At 57.4% G+C, this 10,741-nt stretch carries 10 protein-coding genes; 9 read left to right on the forward strand and 1 reads right to left on the reverse strand.

The annotated features are described in order from the left end of the window. The first annotated feature begins 92 nt into the window (after positions 1 to 92). The 9 genes from ACXAJT_RS27110 (at position 93) to ACXAJT_RS27150 (ending at position 8,956) form a co-directional block, all read left to right on the forward strand. A complete protein-coding gene (locus tag ACXAJT_RS27110) occupies positions 93 to 656 on the forward strand; it encodes a hypothetical protein (protein ID WP_475241985.1) in 564 nt (187 codons plus the stop codon). Beyond that, positions 650 to 1,135, forward strand: a complete 486-nt coding sequence (locus tag ACXAJT_RS27115; protein ID WP_475241988.1) for a hypothetical protein — start codon at positions 650 to 652, stop codon at positions 1,133 to 1,135. Before ACXAJT_RS27110 ends, ACXAJT_RS27115 begins: the two co-directional genes overlap by 7 nt. Next, positions 1,135 to 1,893 (forward strand): hypothetical protein, encoded by a 759-nt coding sequence (locus tag ACXAJT_RS27120; RefSeq protein WP_475241991.1) that lies wholly within the window; start codon positions 1,135 to 1,137, stop codon positions 1,891 to 1,893. Before ACXAJT_RS27115 ends, ACXAJT_RS27120 begins: the two co-directional genes overlap by 1 nt. 3 nt (positions 1,894 to 1,896) lie before the next feature. Next, a complete protein-coding gene (locus ACXAJT_RS27125; protein WP_475241994.1) occupies positions 1,897 to 4,044 on the forward strand; it encodes a hypothetical protein in 2,148 nt (715 codons plus the stop codon). A gap of 319 nt (positions 4,045 to 4,363) precedes the next feature. Further along, the gene (locus tag ACXAJT_RS27130) at positions 4,364 to 5,077 is read left to right on the forward strand and encodes a hypothetical protein (RefSeq protein WP_475242000.1); all 714 of its coding nucleotides are present in this window, start codon (positions 4,364 to 4,366) and stop codon (positions 5,075 to 5,077) included. After that, complete coding sequence (locus ACXAJT_RS27135) at positions 5,077 to 5,481, forward strand: hypothetical protein (protein WP_475242006.1); 405 nt, start codon at positions 5,077 to 5,079, stop codon at positions 5,479 to 5,481. The genes ACXAJT_RS27130 and ACXAJT_RS27135 overlap by 1 nt, the downstream gene beginning before the upstream one ends. A gap of 13 nt (positions 5,482 to 5,494) precedes the next feature. Continuing rightward, on the forward strand, positions 5,495 to 5,860 hold the full coding sequence (locus ACXAJT_RS27140) for a hypothetical protein (RefSeq protein ID WP_475242010.1): 366 nt from the start codon (positions 5,495 to 5,497) through the stop codon (positions 5,858 to 5,860). Positions 5,861 to 7,259: 1,399 nt separating this feature from the next. Further along, the gene (locus ACXAJT_RS27145) at positions 7,260 to 8,207 is read left to right on the forward strand and encodes a hypothetical protein (protein ID WP_475242016.1); all 948 of its coding nucleotides are present in this window, start codon (positions 7,260 to 7,262) and stop codon (positions 8,205 to 8,207) included. A 341-nt stretch (positions 8,208 to 8,548) separates the two neighbouring features. After that, on the forward strand, positions 8,549 to 8,956 hold the full coding sequence (locus ACXAJT_RS27150; RefSeq protein WP_475242018.1) for a thermonuclease family protein: 408 nt from the start codon (positions 8,549 to 8,551) through the stop codon (positions 8,954 to 8,956). Positions 8,957 to 9,077: 121 nt separating this feature from the next. Here ACXAJT_RS27150 and ACXAJT_RS27155 read toward each other — a convergent pair whose 3' ends face one another. Beyond that, entirely contained in the window at positions 9,078 to 10,433 is a 1,356-nt protein-coding gene (locus ACXAJT_RS27155; RefSeq protein ID WP_475242022.1) for a pentapeptide repeat-containing protein, read from the reverse strand. Positions 10,434 to 10,741 lie beyond the last annotated feature (308 nt).

Consider the following 10,741-nt stretch of genomic DNA (forward strand, 5'->3'; position numbering starts at 1 on the left):
GCTCAGCCAAAAAAGATCAGACATGTTCACCGCTCGTTTTCGAACGGTGAATCACGCTCGTCCAACCAAATCAATGGGTCCTGACCCTAAGCGTGATCCAGCCGGGCCATCCAGCACAGCACTATGCGCCTCAGACGGAGTTTGACGGCAACGTCGCCGTCATCGCCGTCGCACTCAAGTCAGGCTTCCGGTATCGCGCCGATCACCCCGATCTTGCCAGCGCGCTGAAGGCCATCGCAGCTGACCCCTTCCAGCACCTAAACGACGCTCACCACCTGCTTAAGAACGGCCGGAAGATGAAGCTGCATCACGTGGCTGGTTACGCTGACGATTTCAGCTACGCCGCCGCGCTTGGCTTGCGGAACATCATCCTCGCTGCGGTGATGCACGACCTCCTGCTTGCGGTAGCGACAGAGCGCATCTCCCAGCGTCTCAAGCAGGGTGTAACGCTCGACCAAGCAGCGCTGCATCGCGCCGTCTTCCTGCATCAGTCGGGCGGCTTCACGCTTGAGCAACGGCTCCGGGACGACCTGGACGAATTCACCAACTGTATCATCGCCGCCAAGCCCTATGGCCCGGCGCTGCGCCGCCTGCTGAAGACGGTGACGTTCATCGTTCGCCTGCACGACAGTGGGAGCGCTGGCCGACTATGTTGACAGGTGACTCCTTCCTCTTTGCTGCCCGGAACCTGCTGGGCGAGGCGACAGACGTGTCGCTTGTAGCAGAGGGACGGATCGCCGCCTTCATGCCCTTTATGATTGGGCGTGCCGTAGACCTACCGGAGGCCCTGTCAAAGCGCGACACGCTGCTCTATGGCAGCGCTCGCCGCGCGTTTATCGCCTTCCATCAGCGCAGCAAGTCAGATGGTGACAAGCTGCGTCTAGCCCACTGCTTCATCGTTGCTGACATCATCGCTCGGGATGCGCTCGACTACGAGCTGGCCGATCTGATCGAGGCGGATGCCGATATTCGGTCGCTGCACCTGCCAGCAATGATCGGGGCCGTCTGCCAGACGATACACAGGAACCACAACCTGCTGAAGACGGAGCGCGGCGACCGTGCGATTATGGCGCAAGTTGCCACGTTGGGCCTTGCTGCCAGCCGTTTCCAGACAGCCAAGCGGGGTGCCGTCTGATGGCCCGCCTGCCAAGCAACCCAGCCGGGATGGTCAGCATCACCATTCCCGATACTTGGACGGAGGAGTTCCTAAAGAACACCTACCAGCAGATGCAGGCCGGTTCATTGCAAGCCGCCAAGTCGATCATCAACCAAAAGATCACCAGCGGGCAATTCCAGTCTGACCCCAAAAAGCGGCAAGTCTTTTTGCGTAACCGGGGCCGGGAAACCCGACGTCAGATGGAGACGATTGACTCCCGGTTCTTGCGTATTCCCTACCAAATTCGAGTTGTCGATTTGGAGCAGGGTATTGGCAAGCTGCGCGAGGCGACGCTCGCCGCATACAATATACTCTACCGCCGCGCACCCTATCACAGGGGCACCTATCAGGCTGCGATAACCATTTATTTGAATGACCGGGCGATTACCCCGTCACAGTTCGCGCTTGCAGAGCTTGGTGCTGATGACAGGGTGCTGGTTGGGCCGATGGTGCATTATGCGCTCACCATAGAGCGCGGGTTCGCCCGCAATTACTATACCACCGAAACAATTCCGGGCGGTGTTGTTCGTCCAGTTGCTCGTATGATCCGGCAGCAATTCGCAGGCGAGGTATCTGCCCGTTTTGTGGTGGTCTATGTCGCAAATGTGCCATCCAAAGATCCTGATTGGCGCAATATCCCGCTAATCGAATTGGCCGGACCGGGCCGAATTACCGCGCAGGATGCAAACTTGAGCCGGGGCCGCGCGCAGCGTGTCCGGTCACTTGGGAGGCGCTGACCTATGGCCGACAACCAAAGCGTATCGGAAGTTCTCGTAAGGGTACGGGGCGAAGAGGGTCTCCGCGTCTTGCAGCGCGAGGTCCAAAAGACCCGCACCCAAATGAATCAGCTGAACAGCAGCACGAGCGGCCTTGCCCAGTTCGCCAGTCGCAACTCGTTTGCATTCACCAACATTGCAAACCAGCTGAGTGACATCGCTGTTCAGGCGTCTATGGGCACCAATATGTTCCGGGTGCTCGGCCAGCAGGTGCCGCAAATGGCGGCTGGCTTTAGCGGGCTTGGCGCAGCTATCCTTGTGGTCGGGTCGTCGCTGGTCGGCTTCATCCCACTGCTACAGCAGGTAATCACTGGTGGTGTCGACTTTAAGAAGACGATGGACGACGCCGCTAAAGCAGTTGATGAGCTGCGCTCGGCCACGCGCGCAGCACAGCAGCCGATGGGGCAGTTCCGCAAGGAATGGGGCCAGTTTGCCGATGCGGCGAGGGACTTTGCTGAGCTAGGTGCCAGCCGGGAATTGTTCGAGCTTGGGCGGGCTGTTGACTCACTAGCTGAGGCGTTTGGTGACGTCGACACAACTGCTGATGTGAAGGCTACTATCGACCTCTACCACCAGCTTCTTGCCAACACACAGAACTACAACGATATGCGGCGGCAGGGTCTTGCTGTTGACGGGCTTGTGGAGACCAACAAGCAGAAGCTGTTGGAGACGGAGCAAAGCCTCGCTCGGGCCACCGGCCTGACCGTCGCTCAGGCGCAGGAATACCTCACCATCACCACCGGCATCGAAAGGATGATCGCCAACGGTGAGGTGAGCACCGAGTTCGCCAAGCGTGCTGAGTTGCTGCGCGAACAGCTTTACGAGCAAGGCCGCCTCACAGACGAAATGGAGGCAGCGCTCCTAAAAGCAGTCGATATCACCGGAACGTGGATCGACATTCGGGATGCTACCGAAGACGCTAAGAACGAAGCGAGGGAAGCGGCGAATGCCTACACTGATGCTTCGCTCGCTGTTCGCCAGCTAGCTGCGGCTGCTCAGCAGGCGGCAGCGTGGTCTTCGTCCTTGCGCTCGGCTGCGGCGGGCCTTGCTACTGACACGGTCCGCATGACAGCGGAGATCAATGCGATGGCGGAGGGCATGGACCGCTATGCCGTCAGCACCGCTGGTCGCATTGCAGCTGAGCAAAAGCGTCTCCGGGATATGCAGGGGACGGTTGACCCCATCCAGTTCGATGTGATGACTGCGGAATTCGAGCAGTGGAAAACCGTGCTGCTTGAGGCTGAGGAAGCACAGCGCGCTCACGCCGCTGCCACAGACGCAATGAACGAGTCCCTGCGGGAGACAACCGGCACATCGGGTGGGGGTGGCGGGACAGTACGATCAGCCACAGATGAGCTTGACCGCTTTATCACGTCGCTTGAGCGCTACCGAACCGACGCGGAACAGGCAGTTGCATCAAGCAAGCTGCTCAAAGACAACTTTGCGGTGTTCGGTGGTCAGCTGAACGCGGAGCAGCTTGAGCTATACAATCGGGCCATTGCTGAGCTTGCGGAGACGGCCAACGGTACAGCGGCTGAGCTTGGGGAGTTCGGCACGATCATACAAGACAACTTCACCGGAGCGCTTGGCGGCATCATCGACCAAACGACCTCCGTTAATGACGCCTTTTCCGACATGCTCGACAGTATGCTGAAGGACATGGCGAAGTTTCTGGTCAACCGGAACATGCAATACTTCTTCCAGTTGCTTGCAGGTGGTGGTGGGCTGCTTGGTTCGATCTTCGGGGGAACGGGTGGCTTTGGGGCGATCACGTCGCCGTTCGCTGCACCGTCACCAGCGCCACCGGGCTTGCCATCGCCAGCGCCGCCTATTCCGGCACCCGGCTTCGTGCCCGGCCAGCTGAGCCGCATTGGTCGCGCCAACCCCGGCAACACCATGCCAGCAGCGGCAATGGGGCGCAGCAACGTGAATGTGACGGTCTACAACGAGGCTTCGAATGCCGATGTGCAGGTTGAGGAAGTTACGAACGCCAACGGCGAAACCGACATTCGGATGTACATCAAAAACCTTGTGAAATCTGAGCTTGGAAGCGGCTCGCTCGATCGAACTTTGCAGGCCAATTATGGCATCAGACGGAGACCGATAGGCTGATGAAGAACGGAAGCGACCAACCCACTGCCACACACCGAATAGCGAATTACACGCTCAGCATTGCCTTGCTCGAGCCCGGTGATCGCATCGTCTCCGGCCCTGCTCAGATTCAGGGACTTCGGGTGACGGGTACGCCGTATCACCGCCCCGAGTTTGCTCCGGGCACGATGGCTGTGCCGATGGAGACGGGGCTGCACGGCCTTGCAGCGCATCACCTAGTGGAGATCACGCGACGTGTCCCTGCCAAGCAAGCGGCCAGCTACACCAGCAGCGGCCGTATGCGGCCCCCGAAAGACGTGCGATCTGAACGGAGGCAGGCATGACGGCAAGTGATGAACGCTTGGGTGCGCCGACGCTGACGGCGCTGACGCCCAACCTGCACCGGCACGAGCTGGGGCACGTCTTGCGGGCGGCGCGCAGTGGCGTCGAGTACCCGTATTACGCCCCGCGTCGTTGCAGCGACGGCGGCAGTGGTGCTATCGTGTTCTACTTTCCGAAGGGGCCAGCTGATCCAGCTGACAAGCCAGTCATCGCCCTTGCTGGCGTTGCAATGACGGCGGTGGTCGACACGCGCCTCTATCATCCTGCCGCTGCACCTCTTGCCGATCCACACGCCGTTATCGAAACGATCAAGCCGATACAGACCTGCAACAGCGACCTGCGCACGGCCAGCAGCCTCAGCAGCGAAGACTTCACGCGCCTGTTCAGGCAGGAGTTCTTGCTTTGCTACGCTGCCGCGCGCAGCACCGCAAACCGCAATGAGTTTGAGCAACTAGCCAACAGGATCAGCGCCGGGGATACGCTGCCGTTTTTCGATGGCGACAAGCTGTCAGCCGCGCTCCAGCAAGCAGACGACCTTGCGCAAGCGCTGACGGCCCCCGGTGCGTTTGATTTTGCGCGAGAGAGCCAGTGTGCTGCGGCTCTCGCTGCGGTGATGGCACTTCCCCCTATGAGGCTAGCCGAGTGCCTAGTGCCGCGTGATGCTATCCCTGACGCGCCGCTGCGCTGCATGGCAGAGGGAGTGGTTGACTGATGCCCTTCACCCACAAGTTCGACCCCGACAGCCGCATCGGCAAAGTCATGCTCCTGCTGGCACGCCCGGAAGGCGCAACGCTGCGCGAAATCGCTGCCGCATACGACCGCCCGCTCATGCCAGACGCGCAGGTCATCCGGAAAATCTTGCGCGAGCAAGTGTGCAGCACTCACCGCGTCAAGCTAGAGGTCGACCTCCGCAGCCAGCGCGTTCGCACACCGGACCATGTCTGCGTCAAAGGTGTGGCTAGCTTGGCAGAGCTCATCGTTTCCGGATCGGCAGTCGAAGCCGACTTCACGCTGCGCACGGCGTACACCGAAGTCTTAGGCCCGGACGATAACCCTGCCGAGCAGGATCGACGCCGCACCCATATTCAGCGCCCGGACAGACGGGCGGTCGGCTAGTAGGGGCCCCACAATGACCACCGCAGCAAGTCCGGCCACTCTTATCCCCGCCGACGCCAATGCAGCCGGCAGCGCAGTCGGCGCAGCGCCTCACAATTACAGCAACGCCGACCTGCGGGATGCCATGCCGTCAGACCCGGCCACCGCCATGCAGTTCGCCGCCGCAGCGCTTGCCGCTTGCCACGCTGCGCGCTCGTACGACTGGAAAGGTCTGGATGACTTGCGGAAGCGCCTGACCACTGCACTCGATGCGAAGAAGAAGGTCGTCAGTGCTGGCAGCACGATAGACCGTCTGCCAGGTCGTCCGGGCATCACGTTCCAGCTTGGCGTAACAACGTCGGCAGGCGTTATGCGCTTGGAGACGTTGCTGCCCGATTGACCGTGCCTCGCCGCAACGACAGGAAGCTCGGTTGGTACGAGGACGCGACGGGCTTCCCCGTACGGCTGCGGCGCGCGACCGGCAAGCGGCTCGGCCTCACTCCTTGCGGCGACCCGAACAAAGGCGCGCGGCTGTACTATACCGAAGACGGTCAGCCAGTGCGCTGCTTGCCGGTTTAGGCGCGTGAGCGCGGGCTGATCTATGCGCCGGTCTACCGCAAGCGTCAGCGCAAGGTATCATCGCAATGATAGCTGGGCGCCCACACGTCAATGCAGGCGCCCGGTTGATTATCCCCGAAGACCGCCAAGCGAGGGGTAGTTCGCTAGAATATTGGCGAGTGGTGTGTAGGGCATCCCGAAGCCAAGGTTCAGCACCGCCCTCATGCTCTCTGGGTCGTCAACGTGCCCGCGCACTGCGTATGGTTGCTTGTCACATTCCAACACGAAGAGCAGGTCCGACCGTAAGTCGAGCAAGCCAGCGCTCAGGCTATCTGCTAGCTGGTCAGCGGTCTTGTGGCTTTGCAAGTAGGTGTTGGAGGTCAGGTCCTCCCACGTATCACCGCCAAGCGCTTCCCTGCGGATGCGCGTGACCAGTTCGGTCCAGCGGAGATCATAAGTCGCGTCTCGTTTGAGGCGAAAGTTTACTGAGTAAATAGGCATTTTTGCCATCCATGGTTAGGTTGGCCAGCTGCTTGACTTACTCAAAGCCCCAAGCATAAGCTTCGGGCTGGAGAGAGTTGAGTTTTCCGCCGCAGCCGGTCCGAAAAGGCAGCGGAACCCGGATCAGACTTTCCGTGCTGCCTCGATTTACCAGATCGAGGCAGCGCATCTAATTTACCGAGCGTCTCCAACATGAGACACGCCACTCCCTGAAGCGTCAAGGCGGTTTGGCGAGCGGCAGGCACAAACCCCCTATATCTTGCGTCACTACGCAATATATTGTGCCCTAGTTATAATGTTGCTCAACATGTGGCGTGAGTTCTGGCGCGTATGGGACATTCGGGGCGGCGTGAAAGTGTTCGGATAGAGCGAATCCCCCCAACTGATCCCCGCTGAGAGAGCGCGAGACTCGCGCGAGTCGCTATGCTGATCTACGTGGGGCTGGGGTTATGCATGAGGCGCAGCAAGGGCTTTATCGCGCGCCTCTCGCGGGCGGGGTATATCGGGAAGCCGCAAGTCATGGCGTGCCGGGTGTAGGAACAGAAAGCTATAAAGGGCCTCGTAGTGGCATTTTGCCATCATCTACCAAAACCCCAACTGCAGATATTGCGAAGGCGAGTTCATCCCGCCACTACTGCGTGTGAATTTGTTTGGGGGTGATAGTGAGAGTCTACATCGCGAATTTCGGTCGGCAGAACTATGAGTGGCCGATTTGCCAAGACCGAGGGACGGTCGCCACGATGAACGCTGTAAAAGTGCAGCATTTCTGGGAAACAGGCGACCGAGAGAGCTACATCCAAGACAGAATGGCAAACGACCTTACGGCAGCGGGCCAGAAGCCAACACGATCAACCGCATCAAGATGGTTCAACCTAATGACCTATGTCGCGGAGACTTCAGGCGACATATGGATCCACAGGGACGGTGGCGAGCTTTGGTGGACGACATCGCGTCCTGAGGCCCCGGAATTCTCGACCAAGATCGAACCGATTGAACGGGGACGCGAGGTCGTGGTCTGCCACAAACCATGCGAGCCATGGTCGAACAAGTCGAAGTCGGGGGTGACTCTTCGGTGGAATGAACTTCACCCCAAGGCGAAGGACTTCTTGTCGACCGAGGCGACGATGCAGTCCCTAAGCGAGTCTTACCGAGACTACGCCATAGCGCTCATCAACGGCGACCTTCTAGACGCTTGGCACGAGACAGAGCTTTGGAAGAGTCGAAGCGAAAGATCGAAGAATGGTTTCGAAGCCGTAAAGCATGGGGGACAAGTCGAGAAAATCGCATACCAGCGCGCACATGAATTGTTCAGCGTAGCAGAGGCGGCCGAGCGGATGACCAATACCGCGATCAAGACGACCAACTACTCGAATGGGCAAATCGTGGACAAGGTGGTTAAGAAGAAGGACCTCGGCTTCGCCACAAAGGTTGCGATGCAGGATTATATCGTCGCACTGATCGGCGCTCAGGACTATCGATGCGAGCTGACCGGGCTACCGCTAGAACTAGATGAAAAACACGGCGATCCGGAGATGTTTGCCTCGCTAGACCGTATTGACAGCGACGGCCACTACGCGCCGGGCAATCTGCAAGTTGTTTGTCGTTTTGCCAACCGGTGGAAAGGTGCCTCGAAAGACGAAGATTTCCGAAGGGTGCTTGGCATCTTACAATCTGCGGCTGTGGCGTGATCGGCACCATCGTAGATTTTCGATGGCCCAGGGTTTTCTGAATGGCCCAGATTGGGGCAAGTAAACGACAACCGTCGTTTTGATCCGAGTGCCGCATGCCGTTTTCGCAAGAGCAGCTGAACGAAATCTATAGGGGCATTCGGCACGCTTTAGTAGCGACCACGATCAGCGAATATGACCGGAAGTTCCTGCGCGATATGCAGGCGAAGCTGAACCGCTTCGGACCGCAGACACGCCTGAGCCAAAAACAGTATCAGCGCCTCATGTGCTTGACTGGGGCTGGACGCTCGGCATCAAGCGGACCACCCCAGTTCAGGCGGCAGCCTAGGCGAAGGGCGAGGATGCCCGGCCTGCGGCAGGTTCTCGGCACCCTTGCGATCATCCTCTTCGGCGCTGGTGTCGCTGCCTTTCAGGCGACAGAGCGGTTTCCAGAATACGTTGGTCCGGTTGTAAGCCTAACGGCTACCGAGACGATTACGGGGCGCGTCACGCACGTCCGCGATGGCGACACGATCGAGGTGTCTGGCGTGCCCATTCGCTTTGGCTCTCTGGACTGTGCGGAGATGGACACCGCAGAAGGGCGGCGCGCTAAGGCGAAGATGCGTGGCCTCGTCGTGGGTGAACGCCTCACGTGCCATCTGAACGGGCGTACCAGCTACGACAGGAAGATCGGCAGTTGCCAGATGAGGGATGGGCGTGATCTGGCCGCGGTAATGATCCGTGAAGGGTACTGCACACGGTACTGGTGATCGGGGAGTATGCTCAAGGGCCTCCCGCAACCACCTTTGGTTTCAACCGTGCCTTTTTATGAGTGCCGAGAGGCGTCCCTAGATACCCACGTGAATAGTTGTTCCTCTTGACTTCTTCTATCTACGGAGAAATTGAAATTCTCATCATGAGGAAGTGAAGGCTATTTGCAATTGCTAGAAGGATGAAGGCCCATGAAGTAAACTTCACAAATTTCTCAAGATCTGACCAGGAGGTGAATATATAGTTATATCTAGGGATTATTGGGTCATATATTGAGAATTCTGAAGGGACTCCGCGGACTTCCTCCTCAAACTCAATTTGCCGCGTCTTCCATAGCAAGGTTGCTCTTCCAGCATTGAATAGGAGTGACAAGATGAAAACTAGGAAGGACCAGTGGAAGATAAATCCAGCTTCCCAATTTTTCCCGCCATTGTAAATAAAGCGAAGAACGGCGGTTAGCAAAGAAATGCTGGTTTCGTCTGGTTCTCCGAAGAACCGTGCTTCGGACCACCTTTTGGCGAGGAACCATACATAAGGAAATAGGAATGCGATAAGAGCTCCCAAGTGCACCCAGCGAGAAAACCCGCTGTAATTTCTGCGCAGGGATGCAATATCGTCCTCGATAATCATTCCCATTCGTGATCCTACTGATAGGCCGCCGTAGTTATCCAGAAAATCCAAGGAATATTTATTAATGGAGGTTCCTGAAACGGTGGCCTTATCGAAGCGAGTACTGGTATCCATCCTGCATTGCAAAAGTTCTGCACCATCTAAGGCGCACTCAGTGAAGTTTGCACCTGAAAGGTTGTTTCCAGACAATCTCGACCCAGACAGGTCGCTTCTGGAAAAGTCTGCGTCACGGAGGTCGAAGCGGCTAAAGGTTACGTTGTCAAATTTAGAAGAGTTTATTTTAGTCGACATTGGTTTTGACGCGTTTAAAAAATAACTTTCGCCGCGACATTCGGTGTTATCTACATTCAGCTCCCCTTTAAATGTGCAGCCTGTCAAGGTTATTCCGCCAAGGCAGCGGCTATTGGTGATGCTGAATCTACTATTGAACGTCGCATCATTTATTATAAGGCGGCCCTCAAATATTGTGCCATTCTCGATGTCCGTGTTGCCTAGGAGGTTAGCTGAGCTTAAATCGCAATCCCCAGAGAATACGCAGCGTTCAAAGTGAAAGATTCGGTGAGCTTCGCATTTGGAGAAGCTGACGTTTGCTGGGAATTTGCAGTTTGAGAACCGGCAGTCAGAAGGGAATATATAATCGCTGAAGCTTGTGTTCTCTTCAAACGTATGGTTTGAGAATTTGGCAGACGCTGTGTTATCCATAAGCATAAAGCTAAGCGCGCCAGTTTTCTTATCCTGATTGGCAACTGCGGGCAATGTATTGTTGGCGTCAAGCGCCTCTCGCGCCCATTTGTTCCATGCCTCTTTTCCCTGATTGAATAGGGCTAGAGTTTCTTCAGGGGTCATCTTTTCTAAGTCTCGTCTGCTGATATTGGCTGTCGCGTGCGCGGAGTTCTAGATGCCAGAAAGTGAGGTGCGTTCAAGTAGCGACAAGAAATATAACTCGTGGACCCTCTTTTGTGTTGTATTTTGGTGCTGCTATCCTGGGCGATCCTGCGAAATTGCTCGGGTGGAGCGTGGATGGTGACGGCAAGGCGCTCGACTACAAGGAGAGTGATTATGACTAGGGTCAGGACCCATTGATTTGGTTGGACGAGCGTGATTCACCGTTCGAAAACGAGCGGTGAACATGTCTGATCTTTTTTGGCTGAGCG

The sequence above is a fragment of the Salipiger sp. ABF4_146 genome, from assembly GCF_056161345.1.

Bases quoted from the DNA above. Each gene is read 5' to 3' on its own strand.
- ACXAJT_RS27115 (WP_475241988.1), top strand. From the start codon at position 650: ATGTTGACAGGTGACTCCTTCCTCTTTGCTGCCCGGAACCTGCTGGGC.
- ACXAJT_RS27120 (WP_475241991.1), top strand. From the start codon at position 1,135: ATGGCCCGCCTGCCAAGCAACCCAGCCGGGATGGTCAGCATCACCATT.
- ACXAJT_RS27125 (WP_475241994.1), top strand. From the start codon at position 1,897: ATGGCCGACAACCAAAGCGTATCGGAAGTTCTCGTAAGGGTACGGGGC.
- ACXAJT_RS27130 (WP_475242000.1), top strand. From the start codon at position 4,364: ATGACGGCAAGTGATGAACGCTTGGGTGCGCCGACGCTGACGGCGCTG.
- ACXAJT_RS27135 (WP_475242006.1), top strand. From the start codon at position 5,077: ATGCCCTTCACCCACAAGTTCGACCCCGACAGCCGCATCGGCAAAGTC.
- ACXAJT_RS27140 (WP_475242010.1), top strand. From the start codon at position 5,495: ATGACCACCGCAGCAAGTCCGGCCACTCTTATCCCCGCCGACGCCAAT.
- ACXAJT_RS27145 (WP_475242016.1), top strand. From the start codon at position 7,260: ATGAACGCTGTAAAAGTGCAGCATTTCTGGGAAACAGGCGACCGAGAG.
- ACXAJT_RS27150 (WP_475242018.1), top strand. From the start codon at position 8,549: ATGCCCGGCCTGCGGCAGGTTCTCGGCACCCTTGCGATCATCCTCTTC.
- ACXAJT_RS27155 (WP_475242022.1), bottom strand. From the start codon at position 10,433: ATGACCCCTGAAGAAACTCTAGCCCTATTCAATCAGGGAAAAGAGGCA.